Raw genomic sequence first — 17707 nt, 5'->3', positions numbered from 1 at the left:
ATTTGTTGATAGGGCGTGTTTTCACTCACCCTTGAAATACTCTTCGAGCATTTCCGTCAATTCTTCTATCTTCTCTGTATACGGACCGGTATCGTTACGTTGCCTTAGTTTTAGATTCTCCTGTGAAAACTGATAGGCTACCATAGCTATTAATTTCTCAGGTTCCAGGCTTTTGTAATGCTCCCGATAAGCATTGAGCTTGATATTTACCTGTTTGGCTGCTTCTCTCATCAATTCTTCCTCGTCACGATTGATTGTGATAGGATAATATGAGTCTGCAATTTGCAGGTTTATCTTTATTTTATCGTTCATACATCTCTTCTTTTATTCATTCAACAGAGCGATGCATTTGTCGACTTCACGCACTAATTTAGACAATCGCAGCTTTGTCTCTTTTACATCGCTGCCGTTAAGGCTGATTGCCGTAGCTGTTTTTAGGTTCGTGTAGCTTGTTTCCAATTCTTTATATTCAGCCAGTATCCTTTCATTTTCTTTCTTCTCCTCTTCGAGAAGTTGCTTAAGTTCAGCATTTTCACGCTTTAATTCATCGTGAAGATAGATTAAATGCCGTAGTCTCGCTTCAAAGGTACTTAATAGCTTTTTTGCTTCTTCTGTCATTACTACACCAAAATTGTACACAAAAATACAATTAAGTCTGAGATTACAAAAACTTTTCTGCAGAAATTAGTCGTTTGGGGCGAAAATAGCTATTAGATGGATGTTTACTATCGGAGTTAAGTAGAGACAAAGTGCATACTTTTTAGTGGTTCGTTCTTTATATCCTGCTATCATTAACTTCTGAAGTCTGCTATCAAAACATGGGGATGTTCTTATTGAAAACATCCCCATGTTGTAGTGTATAACATCCGGGTGTTTTACTTTCTTACTACACGAGCTATACTTGTAATAAACTGGTATACAGTTGCTAATAAAGTATGTTATTGAGTGTAGTTTAAACCTATACTTAATCGCCCTCTTTATTGTTACTGAAATTGGATGAACTAATATTTCTATAAATTAATTTATTAAATAGTTTGGTTTATAAAATAAACTACTTATGTTTGCATCGGATTTAAATCTTTGATGCAATGTATTTAATTCGTTTATTAAATCAGAAAATACGATGGAAGACATTATTTTGAAAATATTGGGAGTTTGGTGTGCTATGGTTATCGTAGCCTTATATTATAGTTTTGAGTACAACAGGTAGTTGAATAATTTAAAGGACATAAGATATATGGAAAACAAAAAACTGAATGAGAAAGAAAGTTTAGAGCTTATTTCTCAAATGATTCAAAACACGCGGACAAGAGTTGAAAAGGACGGTGGTACTCCTTTTTTGATATGGGGGTATGGAACAGTGATTATTTCATTACTGGTATGGTATATGGTTGCGTCGACCGGAAAGTATGAGTGGCAATATTTATGGTTTCTTTTGCCGGCTATCGGATTTCCTGGCACTCTTTGGGTGAGCAGAAAGAATGAATCGGCTGTAAAGACTTATATAGATCGGGTTGTAAGCTATATCTGGATTGTATTTGGGAGTGCTGGTTTTTTGGTATCTTGTGTTTCTATTGTCTATCCTCTTCCTATTTTGTTTATTATTCTTTTGCTTATGGGAATGGGAGTGATATTGACCGGAATGCTGATACACTCTAAAATAGCACTGATAGGTGGTCTGCTGGGGGTGCTATCTTCTTTGGGATGCATTTGGGTAACAGGTGTAAATCAGATACTTGCTTTTGCTCCTGCTTTCATCTTTATGATGATTATTCCCGGACATATGATAAATTACAGTACAAATATAAGGAAATAAGAAGGGGAAATGATTATGAAAGATACTTCGACACGTTTCGAGCGTTTTTGCACTTCCTGGAAACTCTTTCTGGTACTGATAGTCTTGCAGTTTATATTAATGCCGATAGCCACTAAAGGTTTTCGCTTTGAAGAGATAGGGCAGATTATTTTTACTACACTGGGACATGCTTTGATAAACCGCTTTTATCCTTATTCCTTTATATTTCAGTGGATGGCACTTGCATTGATTGTAGCCTTGCTGTTTTTTAGAAATAGAATCGGGCGTTTTTTCTCGGCTTATGTGGGGGCCTGTTATTTGTTGTATGCAGTTATTCAGAGCATAGCCATTACCAATAAATATGGAGTCAGCGTGGTAACGGTTAATCTGGTAATGATGTCATTTGTTGCTTTTGTCTGGTTTCGGGATTGCTGGAAGGGGGAGAATGAGTATGATTTCTCCAATCTCAATTGGAGAACATCATGGCTGATTCCTGTAGCTTTTTTCTGCTTATGGTTTCCTATGGATTTGTTGAATGTGAAACCGGATTTTAATCCGGCCTATCTCTTTTCGGGCTATGCATCGCTGGCTTTTTGCCCAATGACTCCTGTGTTTCTGACATTGCTTACGCTATGTCGTCCCCGAATTAATATGACTACTTACAGGGTGACAGCAATGGTAGGACTCATTATCGGAGTTTATAATATAGGGCAATTTGCTTCCCCTGCGGGTTTTTATTTAGGAATGTATCATTTACCTTTGTTGCTTGTTTCTTTATATGCATTGTTGAGTAGCAAACGGTTGAAATAAATAGTTAAGAAAAATGGAAGATAAGAAATTGAATGAACAAGAGAGCCTGGCGCTGATAGCACAGATGATTCAAAATAGTAAAAAAGGTTTGGTAGTAGGAAGTGGTAACTCCTTTTTGTTCTGGGGATATTTAACGCTTGCCGTTTCTATTGCAATTTTTGTATTACTTTATTTCACAGGAAGTCAGAGTTGGTTCTGGATTGGAAGTGTCATTCCGGTAATAGGATGTTTGTATATCTGGTGGATGTCCCGGAGAGATGGGAAAAGAACTATGAGTTATGTCGATAAAGTGATTTCTAATGTATGGCAAATAGTGGGGGGAACTTGTGCCATTATTGCTCTGTTGGCCTTGAATTATGGAAACAACATTGCTATATTACCTCTGCTGTTACTTGTGTTATCCGTTGGTGCAGGCATAACAGGCTCTGTCATTCAGGAAAAGTCATTCTATAACTGTGCCGCTTTTGGTATTGCTATTTCTTTGGGTATGCTTTTTAATATTAACACCATCGTAGAAGGTCCTTTACCTCAGGTTTTTGCTTTTGCCCTTGCTATTGTAGTGGTGATGATCATTCCGGGACATATTGTCAATCATAAAGCAAAGAGAAACAATGTTTAAAGAACTGAATCCGTTACTCCATTCCGAACTTCGCCTGGCGGTGATGTCGTTGCTTATTTCTGTAGAGGAAGCGGACTTTGTCTATATCCGTCAGCAGACAGGAGCTACGGCAGGGAATCTGAGTGTGCAGATTGATAAACTGAACAAAGCGGGTTATGTGGAAGTGACAAAGACTTTTAAAGGGAAGATGCCGTGTACTATCTGTAAAATTACGCCGCAAGGGGTAGATGCTTTTGAAGAGTATGTGGAGGCGTTGAAGAGCTATATTATAAAGTAAATAATTTCTAACGGAAGTTGTACTGATACAATATAGTTATTAATGTAATAGTTTATTATTTTCAGATTTGAATTAATCCCCACATACAGATTAATAATTTAATAAAGAAATAACTTATGGCAACAATTCTGAAATCAACCGAGAGAGAGTTTAAAGAGAATGAAAACAGAATAGATAACTTCAGATTATTTACTGATATCTCTAGGATGAGTAAAGGAGTAGAACCTCAAAATTTAAACTTTGATTTGCGCCGGTTAAATCCCGGGCAATATTGTTCGGCATATCATTATCATAGATTTGCAGAAGAGTTATTTATGATAATTTCGGGTGCTGCTACTTTGAGAACTCCTAAAGGTCTGGAAGTTGTGAACAAGGGAGATCTTGTGTTTTTTGAAAAGGGTGAAACAGGGGCGCATCAACTGTATAATCACACTACAGAACCTTGCGTTTATTTGGATATACGAACTTTCTTGGGATACGATGTGTGTGAATATCCGGACTCAAATAAGATATATCTTGTTCCATCGGGAGAGATATTTGATAAAGATGTTCAGCTTGGTTATTTTGACGGAGAGGAAAGTGTTAAAGACAAATGGGAGATGTTGGGAAAATGAGGCAAAAATACATTGATGATTTGTAGGGGAACAAGCATTAATGTTAAACTCTTTTTCTGAGCTTTTTAGAAGTCTTTTTTAAACAGTAAACGGCTTTATTATTAGAAAGCAAATCATAACAATATTCATATTTTATATGTACATTTGCATTCAATTCCATGAACACAAATATTCATGTATATATGAAATTACATCTTTCGTTTGTCGAACGCATAATGCTGTCGTTACTTTTCATTTTTTTTGTTAATCAATGCAGCTTTGCCGACAGATTGACAGAACAGAATGCTGTATTAAAACAATATTTCAATGCATGCATGTCTCAGCTTCACTCACCGGAAGTCCTGAAAATGGCAGATACACTTTATCAGCGTGCCAATGCTGAACATAATAATTACTATCAGATACTTGCACGCTCAGTTGTGCTTGATTATTATTATTTTAAAGGCGATAAGGATCAGGTGTTCCGGATGGTGAATGTGGTAAAAAATATTAGCCGTCAATATAGTGAATAATGCTAACGGTTGCAAGTTAAGAAATATATTTTAATTTTAGAAATTGTTGGAATAAAACAACGTACGTAGCCGATCTTGCTTTTTATGAAAAATATACCAGTAATTCATTCTTAATTTTAAGGCTTTCCATACTATATCTTCTGAATTTATTTGTACGCCCAAGATTATTCTTTTATATTTGTATGAATATCGTGGTGTCACGTTATTCCAAATAATCAATTTGAAAAATAGTATATGTTGAAAATATTAGTAACCTACGCCGTACAAGGCGAATTTGCAGAGATCAAATGGCCCGATGTGGAAGTGTATTATGTGCGTACCGGTATTGGTAAAGTAAAAGCAGCTTTTCATCTGGCCGAAGCAATTCGTCAGGTAGAGCCGGATATTGTGATAAATATGGGTACAGCAGGGACAATCAATCATCAGGTAGGAGATGTATTTGTTTGCCGCCATTTCATTGATCGGGATATGCATAAACTTGCAGGATTGGGATTAAGTTATGAGTTGGATACCTCTGCATTGCTTGAGCAGAAAGGTTTCTGTCGGCATTGGACTGAATCGGCTACCTGTAATACCGGTGATAGTTTTCTTACCGAATTGACCGATATTGAAGGAGATGTGGTTGATATGGAAGCCTATGCACAGGCGTTTGTTTGTACTTCCAAAGAGATCCCTTTTATTTCAGTGAAATATGTATCGGACGTGATTGGACAGAACTCTGTAAAACATTGGGAAGACAAACTGGCTGATGCCCGTACCGGATTATCTCATTTCTTTAATGTTTTGAAAGAAAGTATATGATAGGTAACTCCTGAAGCAATCAGAAATAGTAGTATCTTAACCCATACCAATGGGATGAGGAAAAAGATGCAATAAAGCATAGTGCCCCACATTAGTAGTAATGAGATGATTTTTGCCCGTAACGGTATTGCCTTGTTTTCGCGAAAATTACGAATATAAGGGCCGAGATGTTTCTGATTCAGTAACCATTGATACAAACGTGGTGACCCTTTGAAATAGAGTGCCGCAGTAAGCAACAGGAAAGGGGTTGTGGGGAGCAGTGGTAGAAAAATACCCAGAATGCCCAGTGCCAGTGATACAGTTCCTAAAATGATACAGATAGTTTTCATTCTGCAAATGTAGAAAAAATAACGATGTTTGCAGAATGGAAATATGATTTTGTATTACCTTTGCCCCTGCATCGAGGTGACATTAGATGCAGGACTTTTTAAATATATATGACGATGTATACAGTAATTAAACGCCTGGAAGTGTCGGCTGCGCACAGCCTGAACCTTTCATACAGCAGCAAATGTGAGAATCTTCATGGTCACAATTGGGTTATCACAGTCTACTGTCGCTCTGCGGAACTCAATGCCGATGGGATGGTAGTGGATTTTAGCCATATCAAGAAGGCTGTAAAAGAAAAGCTGGATCACCAGAATCTGAATGAAGTACTTCCTTTTAATACTACCGCTGAGAATATAGCCCGTTGGGTTTGTGAACGAGTTCCGCATTGTTTTAAGGTAGAAGTACAGGAATCTGAATCAAACACGGCTATCTATGAGAAAGATTAATGAAATTTTTTATAGTCTGCAAGGTGAGGGGTATCATACAGGTACCCCTGCTGTTTTTGTCCGTTTCTCCGGATGCAATTTGAAGTGTAGCTTTTGTGATACCCGCCATGAAGAAGGTACGATGATGACGGATGAAGAAATCATAGCTGAAGTGAAAAGATATCCGGCAGTTATGGTGATACTTACCGGAGGTGAGCCTTCTCTGTGGATTGATGATAATTTTATTGATCTTTTACATCAGGCAGGGAAGTACGTTTGTATTGAAACGAATGGTACTCGTCCGCTGCCGGATTCTATCGACTGGATAACTTGTTCGCCCAAGCAGGGTGTAAAATTAAGCTTAAACAAGATAGATGAAGTGAAAGTTGTCTATGAAGGACAAAATATTGACGTTTATGAGTTACTTCCCGCCGAACATTTTTTCCTCCAACCTTGTTCTTGTAGTAACACCGCATTGACGGTGGACTGCGTGATGCGACATCCCAAATGGAGACTAAGCCTGCAAACGCACAAACTGATAGATATTCAGTAGCCATGAGTTACAAGTTATCGGCTCGTAATTCATAGCTCATAACTAATAACTGACTAATTATGAAAGTAGGTTTATTTATTCCTTGTTACATTAATGCTATTTATCCTGATGTGGGGGTGGCATCGTATAAACTTCTGAAGAGTTTGGGGGTAGATGTTGATTATCCGTTAGATCAGACATGCTGTGGACAACCGATGGCAAATGCGGGGTTTGAAGACGAAGCCTCTAAACTGGCGCTTCGTTTTGATGATCTGTTTAAACAGTACGATTACATTGTAGGTCCTTCCGGGAGTTGTGTGGCTTTTGTCAAATTGAATCATCCGGGTATCCTGGCGAAGGAAGGGCATCAGTGTGAAAGTGCTGGCAAGATTTATGATCTTTGTGCTTTTATTCATGATGTGATTAAACCCGAAAAACTGAAAGCCCGTTTTCCGCATAAAGTGAGTATCCATAATAGTTGTCATGGTGTGCGCGAACTCATGTTATCTGCTCCGAGCGAGCTGAATATTCCTTACTTTAATAAACTGCGCGATCTCCTTCAGCTGGTTGAAGGAATAGAAATCTTTGAGCCCAGTCATGTAGATGAATGCTGTGGTTTCGGTGGTATGTTTGCTGTCGAAGAGCAGGCCGTATCTGTCTGTATGGGCCGTGATAAGATAAGGCACCATATGGAAACCGGAGCGGAATATATTACCGGAGCCGATAGTTCTTGTCTGATGCATATGCAAGGCGTTATCGAACGTGATAAACTGCCTGTTAAAATTATTCACGTAGTAGAAATCTTAGCGTCGCAATTATGAGTACCAAACATGCAAAGGCTGCCGAGAAATTCTTAGAGAATCCTGTAATGGCAGCGTGGCACAATGAAACCCTTTGGATGGTTCGTGCCAAACGAGATAAGATGAGCAAAGAGGTCCCCGAGTGGGAAGATTTGCGGGAAAAGGCATGTGAGCTGAAACTTTATTCTAATAGCCACCTTGACGAGCTTCTGGTAGAGTTTGAGAAGAATGCGACTGCCAATGGTGCTATCGTTCATTGGGCGAAAGATGCCGATGAATACTGTGCTATTGTTTATGAGATTCTTAATAGTCATGGGGTACACCGTTTTGTGAAAAGTAAATCCATGCTTGCCGAAGAGTGCGAACTCAACCCTTTCCTTATAGAGAGAGGTATTGATGTTGTGGAATCCGATCTTGGTGAACGTATTCTGCAATTGATGCATTTGCCACCGAGTCATATCGTGTTGCCTGCCATTCATATTAAACGTGAACAGGTAGGTGAGCTCTTTGAGAAGGAGATGGGGACGGAGAAAGGCAATTTTGACCCTACTTATCTGACACATGCTGCGCGTAAGAATCTGCGAAATATATTTCTGAATGCGGAGGCTGCCATGACAGGAGCCAACTTCGCCGTAGCTTCTACCGGAGATATTGTGGTATGTACTAACGAGGGGAATGCTGATATGGGAACCTCTTGTCCTACACTGAATATTGCTGCATTCGGTCTTGAAAAGATAGTTCCTGATATGGAGTCATTGGGAGTATTTACCCGGTTATTGGCTCGTTCGGCTACCGGGCAGCCCGTGACTACTTATACTTCGCATTATCGTAAACCTCGTGAAGGGGGTGAATATCATATTATCATTGTGGATAATGGACGTAGTGAGATTCTTGCCCATCCCGATCATATCAAGACATTGAACTGTATTCGTTGTGGTGCTTGTATGAATACTTGTCCGGTATACCGTCGTAGTGGTGGTTATTCGTATACGTATTTTATTCCCGGTCCTATCGGTATCAATCTGGGGATGGCACACAATCCGGAGAAGTATTATGATAATCTTTCGGCCTGTTCACTCTGTATGTCTTGTTCTGATGTTTGTCCGGTAAAGGTAGATCTTGCCGAGCAAATTTATAAATGGCGTCAGATACTCGATAAAATTGGAAAAGCGGATACCGGAAAGAAGATCATGTCTGGCGGAATGAAGGCATTGATGGATCGGCCTGTGTTGTTTAATGCAGCTTTGTGGGCAGCTCCGGTGGTCAATCATTTACCACGTTTCATCAAGTATAATGATCTCGATGCATGGGGGAAAGGGCGAGAACTTCCGAAATTTGCCGGTGAGTCATTCAATGAGATGTGGAAGAAGAATAAAGTACAAGGAAAGGAGAATACGAAATGAGTAGCAGAGAAGAAATATTAGCCAATATTCGCAAGAATACGCAAAAGCGTTTTGACTATCCGGAGTGGCAAATAAAGACAACGGTTTATCCTGATGTGGTAACTGAATTTTGTGAAATGACTCGTGCAGTAGGTGGTGAGGCGATGCTTCTGGGAAAGGAAGAAGATGTCAATGCTGTCATCCGCCGGACCTATCCTGAGGCTACACGTATTGCTTCGGATTTAGATGAAGTGACTTGTGCTACATTCAATCTTGATGAATTAGATCGTGCACAAGATCTGGATGGTACGGACATAGCTGTAGTAGCAGGAGAATTGGGTGTTGCTGAAAATGCTGCTGTATGGATACCCCAGACAGTAAAGTATAAAGCCCTTTACTTCATAGCAGAAAAACTGGTGATAATTCTTGATCGTAACCGGATTGTCAGCAATATGCATGAAGCTTATGAAATAGTAAAAAATGAAAAATATGAATTCGGTACATTTATCTCCGGCCCTTCCAAAACAGCTGATATAGAGCAGGCTTTGGTGATGGGAGCACATGGGGCAAGAGATGTGCTGGTTATTCTTAAATAATGTACCAATGTGCAATGCGGCATGATTTATCGTCTGTTGATAGCGCGGCCAATTGGCACATTGGCATATTAGCACATTGAAAAATTAGTATCTATGTATGCAAATAAAGTAAAGAAAGTAGTTGCTGTTCATGACCTTTCGGGAGTTGGAAGGGTATCTCTTACAATTGTTATTCCCATTCTTTCGTCTATGGGTTTTCAGGTATGTCCGTTGCCTACGGCTGTATTATCAAGTCATACACAATATCCCAGTTTCTCATTCCTTGATTTGACGGAAGAGATGCCTAAGATTATCTCCGAATGGGAAAAACTGGGTATGCAGTTTGATGCTTTTTATACAGGCTATCTCGGCTCTCCGCTTCAGATACAAATTGTGTCGGACTTCATTGACGATTTTCGTCAACCGGAAAGTCTTGTGGTAGTAGATCCTGTTTTGGGTGACAATGGTAAACTGTATGCCAACTTTCATGATTCTATGATAAAGGAGATGCGCCAGCTGATAACTAAAGCTGATGTCATCACTCCTAATCTTACTGAATTATTTTATTTGCTCGATTTACCATATAAAGAACAGAATACAGATGAAGAGCTGAAATCTTATCTCCGTCAACTTTCAGATCAGGGACCGGAGGTAGTGATTATTACCAGCGTCCCTGTGCTGAATGATATCCATAAGACGTCTGTGTATGCCTATAATCGTTCCGGGAATCGTTTTTGGAAAATAACCTGTCCTTATCTACCGGCTCATTATCCGGGAACGGGAGATACTTTCACCAGTGTTATTACCGGAGCTTTATTACAAGGTGACAGCCTGCCTATTGCTCTTGATCGTGCTACACAATTTATCCTTCAGGGTATCCGTGCTACATTTGGTTACGAGTACGATAATCGTGAAGGCATTCTTCTGGAAAAGGTATTACATAATCTTGATATGCCCATTCAGAGTAGTAGTTACGAACTTATTTAACAAGGAAGTAGATGACTTAAAAGTCTCATAAAGTTATTAATATGTAACTTTAGAAACGCAGATTAACGCTAATTTACGCAAAGATTAAATTTGCGAAAATTAGCGTTAATCTGCGTTCGCTCTTATTGATACTTTATTGCTTCAATCCATCTGCTGTTTCTACTAGTCTGAGGAATTCCCTCCGATACCCTTTTCCATCATTATCCAATGCTGTTTTTGCCATTGCGATAACCTGTGCATATGTTGCATCTCCTTTAAAGTCAGAATCGCGAAGTAACTGCCCGAACATGGCTACTGCCGCCGCAAAACGGAAATCAGAGGATACATTGTTTCCCTTATTATCAACAAGTGGGAGTTCTAATTTCTTGCTGATATCTTCGTCCGGTGCTTTATAGCGCAATTTGACTGTAAGTAGTTCTTTTGAACCAGTTGCTGGTTGGAGAGCAGGTTTTACCTTCTTCTGATACTTCAAATCATCCACCTTGTTCACGAAATTACTTTCCACACCTACGGGTACTACTTCATAAAAAGCAGTTACTGTATGTCCGGCTCCCATTTCACCGGCATCTTTTGCGTCATTATTAAAATCTTCATCTTTCAATAGGCGGCTCTCGTAACCGATGAGGCGGTATGTTTGCACTTGAGATGGATTAAATTCTATTTGTAATTTTACATCTTTGGCTACTGTATGCATAGTAGCTCCAAACTCATTTACCAATACCCTGTTGGCTTCTTGCAGATTATCAATATAGGCATGATTCCCATTTCCTTTTTCAGCAAGTATCTGCATTTTACTATCTTTATAGTTACCCATGCCGTAACCTAAAACAGTGAGGTATACACCACTTTTTCTTTCCTGTTCAATCAGATTTTCCAGACCTTCGTTAGAAGATAACCCTACATTAAAATCGCCGTCCGTACAAAGTATAATACGATTGTTTCCTCCCTTCACAAAATTCTTTTTCGCAATTTTATACGCAAGTTTTATACCTTCGCCTCCGGCTGTAGAACCTCCGGCAGTCAATTCATCAATCGCTTCACGGATTTTCTGCTTATCACTTCCGCTGGTTGACGGCAAACGCTCTCCTGCTGAACCGGAATAAACAACGATAGCCACTCTATCTGCATCGCGCAAATTGTTTACTAATAGTTTGAGAGAAGACTGAACTAATCCCAGCCGCTGTGGTCCGTACATGGATCCCGATACATCAATTAAGAAAACGAGATTGGATACCGGAAGCTTTTCGGTAGGAATTTCTTTAGCTTTTAACCCGATGCGTACTAAGCGGTGATTTTTATTCCATGGGCAAGAACCTACCTCAGTAGTGATTTTTACCGGATCTTTACTCGTAGGTTGGGGATAATTATACGAGAAATAGTTTATTAACTCTTCTGTGCGGATAGCATCAGCAGGCGGTAGTTCACCTCTGTTTAGATAACGGCGCATATTACTGTAAGAGGCGGCATCTACATCGATAGAAAAAGTTGATAATGGATTTTCGTTTACTTTTTTGAAACCGTTTTCTTCAATGTTTTTATATTCTTCCGTACTCATATCGTAGGCATAGGCCCTTCTTGTCATTATTCCAGGCATAATGTTCGATACAGCACCACACATGCTTACCTGTTTTTGCATGCCATAACCTACTACAACACACTCTTCAAGTATCTGACTATTTGCCTGCATGGTGATATTCAGCCGTTCAGAAGTAACTTTCACTGTTTGTGTTTCATAACCAATGTAGGAGAATATCAGCTTTTCACCTTTATTAGCACGGATTGTATATTCGCCGTCTACATTGGTTATTGTACTACGCGTAGTTCCTTTTACCAGTACCGTGCATCCTGTAATGCCAAAACCGTCTGCGGCGTCGGTCACTTTACCCTTTACTGTGAGTGTCTGTGCATTTACTGCTCCCAAAGAAATGATTGCTATCAGCAATCCCAGCATTATTGCTTTTAATTGATTTGTTTTCATGCCTTTTATTGTTTTAATGTGATACATAAATCCGATGTTTTACTTTATAGATGCTATTAGTGGAAAGATTCCATAAATGTCTTCTTCTTTTTTTAATTTATTTCTAAAAAAGATTTCTTGGATGGACGCGAATGCTTGATGAGCCCATATATTACATCTATTTATAGAGTTGAGAATACTTATACTTTCTTTTTTTTATTTATCGTAAGATTGTCCATGTTTATAGTATATTTCTCCATTGTGTACTCCTATGCGTTCGCCTAATTTTGCATATGTGAAATAGATTTTATGTTATCAATAGTTTATTGAGAAACAGCAAAGTATAAAACTACGATTTGATAACAGTCTGATCTAATTCTATTTATTGGCTATGTATTTGTTTGGTAGCCGATGACAGGATATTAATATAAAATTCATTTAATTATTAATCTTAATGTATTATGAAAAGAAACAGATTAATTTGGTTTTTCTCCCTGTTATTTTGTTGTACTCTATTAGCTGCTCAAAAAGTGACAGTTGAAGGGACTGTTACAGGATTTCCTGATTCTGAAGTGCTAATGGGAGCAAGTGTTTCTGTAAAAGGTACTACTCAAGGTACTATTACAGACCTGGATGGAAAGTATTCACTTTCCGTAGCAGCTGATGCTACATTGGTATTCAGTTACCTTGGATATGAAACGAAAGAGGTTGCTGTAAAAAACAGATCATTAATAAATGTCTCTTTGAAAGCAGATGCTCAGGATTTGGAAGAAGTAGTAGTGGTTGGTACTATTCTGAAGAAGAGTGATTTGACTGGTGCTGTCTCAAGTGTGAGCGCCAAAGTATTGGAAGAGAAACCGGTTACTAACATTAATCAGGCATTGCAAGGACGTGTTGCTGGTGTATTTATTTCCAATGCTGCTAAACCTGGTGATGACGCAACGATTAAAATCCGTGGTATTAATACTATTAATGGAAGTACTGACCCTATCTATGTAATAGATGGCCAGGTTATGGATAACTTCGGAGGTGGGTTTAATTCAGTCAACTTGAATGACGTTGCTTCTATTGAGGTATTGAAAGATGCATCTGCTACGGCCCTGTATGGTTCTCGTGCTTCCAACGGTGTGATTTTAGTTACAACTAAAAAAGGTAAAAACGGTATCGGAAAAGTTACTTATGATGGTTGGGTCGGTTTTCAGACAGATGCAAAACTTCCCAAGACTATGGGAACAAAAGACCTTTTTGAATTGAGAAAAGATGCAGCGATGAACTCTTTTACTGCACGCCATCCGGGTGCTACACAGGATGAGATTAATACATTTTTGAATGACCGGGTGATGACACCTTATGTGAGCCTTGAAGAGGGTGGATATGTTTTTGCCCAATACGAATTTGACGCTTATAAGAATAATGATAATTATAATTGGCTGGACGCAGTGACCCGTACCGGTATCGAACAGAATCATGCATTAAGCTTTAGTGGAGCTTCCGAAAAGGGTGCATATTATTTGAGCTTTGGTTATTCTAATAGAACAGGAATGGTTGAAAATCTTGGAGATAAGAGATATAGCGGACGTATTAATTCGGATTATGCGATAAAATCTTGGTTAAAAGTTGGTACCAATACTTCGTTTACCCATACTGACTCTGACATCTTTTCGGACGACGGTGTTTATGACAAAGCGCGTGGTGCTAATCCAATGTTGCCGGTAAATTCAGAGATTTATACCTTGAATTATGGTGGAGTACAAGATAACAACTACTTTAATCCAATTCGTACTTTGAAAATAGAGAATGATCGTAGACGCAATCGTTTGTCTTCTACTAACTTTTTGAATGTCAATCCTATTGAAGGATTGAATATCCGTACCACATTCTCTATTGATTTTTTTCAGGAAGATCGTTTTAAATACACTCCGAAAGATATTCAGGAATCTATTCGTAACTCGCAAGACGGGCAGGCAGAGCATACCCGTGATCAGAGAACGACTTGGCAATGGGACAACTCTGTCTCTTATGACCGTACTTTTGGCAATCATAAAATTAATGCTCTCTTCAGTACCAGTGCAACTCAAACCAGTCGTGATTATACCTATGCAACCGGTAAAGGTTTTGGTACTGATAGATTTTCTTATCACAATATAGGAGGTTCTTATAAGACAGGTGAACGTTCTATTGGTTCAGACTTTGTCAATTCTACTTTGATGTCGTATGTAGTACGTGCCAATTATAATTATGCAAGTAAGTATTACCTGACTGCAACTGCGCGTTATGATGGTTCTTCAAAGTTTGCCGACGGAAATCGTTGGGGCTTATTTCCTTCCTTTTCTGCAGCATGGAACATAGCAGAAGAGAGTTTTATGAAAGAACAAGATGTGTTAAGCCAGTTGAAACTGCGTTTAGGGTATGGATTGGTAGGTAATCAAAATATTGATGATTTTGCTTATTATACACTTTACGATGCCAGACTTGAAGACGGTAAAGTGACTTATGTTCCTAAGGGGCGTCGTGGAACAAAAGATGTTACCTGGGAGTCTCAACGACAATTTAACGTAGGGGTGGATATGGGATTTCTGAACGGACGTATTACTGCTTCATTGGATGCGTTCCTTATAAAGAATAAGGATTTGCTGATGACGCGTTCTTTACCGTTGACTTCTGGCTTTAGCTCGGCTGTAGAAAATATCGGAGCAATAGAGAACAAAGGTATCGAGTTTTCTATGAATGCCAAACTGATTACGACAAGAGATATTCAATGGAATGTTTCTGCTAATATTTCTGCTGATAAGAATAAGGTGACACAATTTTATGGCACGAATGATGCTATTTACAAAATTGATGATAACCGTAATATGCAGAAAGAGGGTAATCTGTTCTTAGGTGAATCCCGTAATACAATTTATATCTGGAGAACTGGAGGTATTGCTCAGGAAATAGATATGGATCGTTTGAAGGATATTAAGTTTCCGGGGCGTCAGGTCAATCCGGGAGATCTCTATCCGTTGGATGTAAACGGTGATAAAGTGATTGATGATAAAGACCGTGTGATTGTGGGCTCTCCCGATCCTAAGTTTTATGGTGGTTTCTCAACCGATTTTTCATACAAAGGCTTAACATTGAATGCAGTCTTCAATTACTCATATGGTGCTAAGAAACTGAGTCCTTATTATGAATCATTGATCACAAGTAATGGAAAAGGAATTGCTTCTGTCGATTTAGTTGATCGCTGGAGTCCAGAGAATACGGATGCAAAGTTCCCTCGCCCTATCTATAATGATCCTAAAGATATTAATACTTTGTCTTATAGTACCTACTCTGCCAGTCAAATGGACTTTTCTGTGCAGGATGCTTCTTATCTGCGTTTGTCCACATTGAGCTTGTCATATACATTCCCTAAGGCAATTACAGAAAAAATGAAGTTAGGAAACTTACGAGTTTATTCTACCGTATCAAATGTGTTCTGCTGGACTCCTTATAAAGGTTATGATCCGGAAACCGGAGATTGGTATCCTCCTACAAGAATGTTTGTTTTTGGATTGAGTGTTTCATTGTAAATAATCTTCACGGATATTTAAAATAAAGTTAGTTATGAAAAACGTAATGAAAATAAATAAATTAGTAACAGCCTGTATATTGGCAAGTTCTTTAGGAATATGCTCTTGTTCTGATTTTTTAAATCAAGAGCCTAAAACATCATTAACAGAGCAGGAGGCCTTTTCCAGTCTGGAAAATATAGCACCAACCGTAGATGGTTTATATACTGCTTTTCGCGACTCGAAATCGGGACGCGAAGGATTGACCTTTTCATTGTTGGGATTGGATGAGAGCAAACAAGGTATCGTACAGATGGATGATGCACCACAAGCAAGTCTGGATCTTTACAACGGTTTGCTCAATCCGATGTCTACACAGGTAGATAAGATGTGGTCAAAAAGATGGCCGATCGTTATTGCTGCCGCTAATGCGGTTTATGCGCTTGATATATTGGCCGAAACAACTCAGGATGAAGAAACCTTAGACAGAATTAAGCGCCTGAGAGGTGAAGCTTGTTTCATGCGCGCCATGGTGATGATGGAGCTTACTATGTATTGGGGAGAAATTCCGGTAGTTGATATTGCAAAGATGGAAGATTCTGCCCGTCATCCATTGGAGAAGGTTTGGAAACAGATCTTTGATGATTTTACGTTTGCTTCAACATCCTTGAAAGAAAAGTATACAGAGGCCGGTGATAAAACCCGTGCGACTTCTGGTGCAGCTTTTGCTATGTTGGGTAAAGCATATATGTCGGTGCCCGTAGAGACGGGAATGAGAGATTTTAAACTGGCGAAAGAGAGTTTTGAAGCAATGCTGAATAGTTATGAGCTGGATCCTGATTTTAGTAATCTTTTTGATGAAAACTTAGAGTTTAATTCCCCAGAGTCGATCTTTGAGTTAGATTATGACAATGTGAATCGCATCAACCATTGGCAGTTTGATATGGGATCCCGTACGGTGGTTGCTCAATTGGGTGAGGGATGTTATTTTGCCGGCTATGATGTGGCATTACCAACAGAATATGCTTATAAATCAAAATCTGAAGGAGGTATTTGGGAAGAAGGTGATTTACGCAGAGATGAAAGTATACGCTATGATTTTACCTATATGGGCATTACACTTACTGAAGTTTCGTGGGGAGCCGACGAATTAGATCCGCATATCAAGAAGTATGAAGACGAACGTACGGACCAGTTCAACGGGAATTTGGCTAACGAATGGTATTCCGGCAAGAACTTTATTGTATTGCGCTATGCAGATGTTTTGCTATGTTATGCCGAATGTCTAAATGAACTTGGAGAAACCGGACAGGCAAATACGATTGTAAATCAGGTACGAGCCCGTGCTTGGGGTGGAACTTTACCTAATGAAATGGCTTGGAGCTATGGTCAGGATGAATTCCGCACACAGATTATGAATGAACGTATCCGCGAACTTTGTTTTGAAGGATGGAGACGAATGGATTTGATTCGTACCGGTAAATTTGTAGAGTTAATCAAAGAACGCAATCCTTGGGCTAAGATGTCGGGAACAATCAAAGATTTCCATATGCGCTATCCTATACCGGATACAGAGATTAAAAACAATGAAGATATCAGCGAAGAGGATCAGAATCCGGGATATTAGAATCTATAATTAATGACCATTTAATGCATAAAATAGTTACTATGTTTGTAAACACTGAAAACCAACGCTCGTCGGGACGGGTGGTCCCGCCCCTTGCCGCTGGGCGTTCCCCGACCGAAGATTTGTTT

The 17707-nt window shown here is 39.2% G+C and carries 19 protein-coding genes; 15 read left to right on the top strand and 4 right to left on the bottom strand.

Going from position 1 to position 17707, the window contains the following annotated elements; all coding sequences use genetic code 11:
* Positions 1-21: 21 nt before the first annotated feature.
* Both QX565_RS02435 and QX565_RS02430 read right to left on the bottom strand, forming a co-directional pair.
* Positions 22-312, bottom strand: coding sequence for a cell division protein ZapA (locus QX565_RS02435; protein ID WP_002559712.1), 291 nt, complete (start codon positions 310-312; stop codon positions 22-24).
* Between the two features lie 12 nt (positions 313-324).
* Positions 325-618, bottom strand: coding sequence for a coiled-coil domain-containing protein (locus QX565_RS02430; protein ID WP_221648686.1), 294 nt, complete (start codon positions 616-618; stop codon positions 325-327).
* Positions 619-1237: 619 nt separating this feature from the next.
* Here QX565_RS02430 and QX565_RS02425 point away from each other — a divergent pair.
* The 7 genes from QX565_RS02425 (at position 1238) to QX565_RS02395 (ending at position 5428) form a co-directional block, all read left to right on the top strand.
* Complete coding sequence (locus QX565_RS02425) at positions 1238-1816, top strand: hypothetical protein (protein ID WP_221648685.1); 579 nt, start codon at positions 1238-1240, stop codon at positions 1814-1816.
* 9 nt (positions 1817-1825) lie between these two features.
* Positions 1826-2605: a hypothetical protein gene (locus QX565_RS02420; protein ID WP_289291090.1), complete on the top strand. Its 780-nt coding sequence runs from the start codon at positions 1826-1828 to the stop codon at positions 2603-2605.
* A gap of 13 nt (positions 2606-2618) precedes the next feature.
* Positions 2619-3224: a hypothetical protein gene (locus QX565_RS02415; RefSeq protein ID WP_289291089.1), complete on the top strand. Its 606-nt coding sequence runs from the start codon at positions 2619-2621 to the stop codon at positions 3222-3224.
* The gene (locus QX565_RS02410; protein ID WP_002559717.1) at positions 3217-3501 is read left to right on the top strand and encodes a winged helix-turn-helix domain-containing protein; all 285 of its coding nucleotides are present in this window, start codon (positions 3217-3219) and stop codon (positions 3499-3501) included. The genes QX565_RS02415 and QX565_RS02410 overlap by 8 nt, the downstream gene beginning before the upstream one ends.
* Before the next feature lie 116 nt (positions 3502-3617).
* Positions 3618-4115, top strand: a complete 498-nt coding sequence (locus QX565_RS02405) for a cupin domain-containing protein (protein WP_289291086.1) — start codon at positions 3618-3620, stop codon at positions 4113-4115.
* Positions 4116-4297: 182 nt separating this feature from the next.
* Positions 4298-4627, top strand: a complete 330-nt coding sequence (locus QX565_RS02400; protein WP_289291084.1) for a hypothetical protein — start codon at positions 4298-4300, stop codon at positions 4625-4627.
* A 234-nt stretch (positions 4628-4861) separates the two neighbouring features.
* A complete protein-coding gene (locus QX565_RS02395) occupies positions 4862-5428 on the top strand; it encodes a 5'-methylthioadenosine/S-adenosylhomocysteine nucleosidase family protein (protein WP_221648680.1) in 567 nt (188 codons plus the stop codon).
* Here the strand turns inward: QX565_RS02395 and QX565_RS02390 are convergent.
* Positions 5395-5757, bottom strand: coding sequence for a YbaN family protein (locus QX565_RS02390; RefSeq protein WP_221648679.1), 363 nt, complete (start codon positions 5755-5757; stop codon positions 5395-5397). The two genes, QX565_RS02395 and QX565_RS02390, sit on opposite strands and share 34 nt — an antisense overlap.
* 114 nt (positions 5758-5871) lie before the next feature.
* Between QX565_RS02390 and QX565_RS02385 the strand changes: the two genes are divergently transcribed.
* From QX565_RS02385 to QX565_RS02360, 6 genes are all read left to right on the top strand, one after another.
* Positions 5872-6204 (top strand): 6-pyruvoyl trahydropterin synthase family protein, encoded by a 333-nt coding sequence (locus QX565_RS02385; protein WP_221648678.1) that lies wholly within the window; start codon positions 5872-5874, stop codon positions 6202-6204.
* Entirely contained in the window at positions 6191-6736 is a 546-nt protein-coding gene (locus QX565_RS02380) for a 7-carboxy-7-deazaguanine synthase QueE (RefSeq protein ID WP_221648677.1), read from the top strand. Before QX565_RS02385 ends, QX565_RS02380 begins: the two co-directional genes overlap by 14 nt.
* Before the next feature lie 59 nt (positions 6737-6795).
* Positions 6796-7536 carry a (Fe-S)-binding protein gene (locus tag QX565_RS02375; protein WP_221648676.1) on the top strand — a complete coding sequence of 247 codons (741 nt, stop codon included), beginning with the start codon at positions 6796-6798 and terminating at the stop codon, positions 7534-7536.
* Positions 7533-8918 carry a lactate utilization protein B gene (locus tag QX565_RS02370; protein WP_289291081.1) on the top strand — a complete coding sequence of 462 codons (1386 nt, stop codon included), beginning with the start codon at positions 7533-7535 and terminating at the stop codon, positions 8916-8918. The genes QX565_RS02375 and QX565_RS02370 overlap by 4 nt, the downstream gene beginning before the upstream one ends.
* Positions 8915-9493, top strand: coding sequence for a LutC/YkgG family protein (locus QX565_RS02365; RefSeq protein WP_289291080.1), 579 nt, complete (start codon positions 8915-8917; stop codon positions 9491-9493). The genes QX565_RS02370 and QX565_RS02365 overlap by 4 nt, the downstream gene beginning before the upstream one ends.
* 93 nt (positions 9494-9586) lie before the next feature.
* Entirely contained in the window at positions 9587-10459 is an 873-nt protein-coding gene (locus QX565_RS02360) for a pyridoxamine kinase (protein WP_289291078.1), read from the top strand.
* Between the two features lie 133 nt (positions 10460-10592).
* Here the strand turns inward: QX565_RS02360 and QX565_RS02355 are convergent, their stop codons facing one another.
* Entirely contained in the window at positions 10593-12437 is a 1845-nt protein-coding gene (locus QX565_RS02355) for a vWA domain-containing protein (RefSeq protein ID WP_289291076.1), read from the bottom strand.
* Between the two features lie 440 nt (positions 12438-12877).
* Here QX565_RS02355 and QX565_RS02350 point away from each other — a divergent pair, with 440 nt between their 5' ends.
* Together QX565_RS02350 and QX565_RS02345 are read left to right on the top strand one after the other, a co-directional pair.
* Positions 12878-15973: a SusC/RagA family TonB-linked outer membrane protein gene (locus QX565_RS02350; RefSeq protein WP_289291075.1), complete on the top strand. Its 3096-nt coding sequence runs from the start codon at positions 12878-12880 to the stop codon at positions 15971-15973.
* Between the two features lie 34 nt (positions 15974-16007).
* Positions 16008-17579, top strand: a complete 1572-nt coding sequence (locus QX565_RS02345) for a RagB/SusD family nutrient uptake outer membrane protein (protein ID WP_289291073.1) — start codon at positions 16008-16010, stop codon at positions 17577-17579.
* Positions 17580-17707 lie beyond the last annotated feature (128 nt).

This window comes from Bacteroides sp. 41_26, from assembly GCF_949740115.1.
GTDB classification, from domain to species: Bacteria; Bacteroidota; Bacteroidia; order Bacteroidales; family Bacteroidaceae; genus Bacteroides; species Bacteroides nordii.
This window is presented reverse-complemented; position numbering and strand designations above follow the sequence as displayed.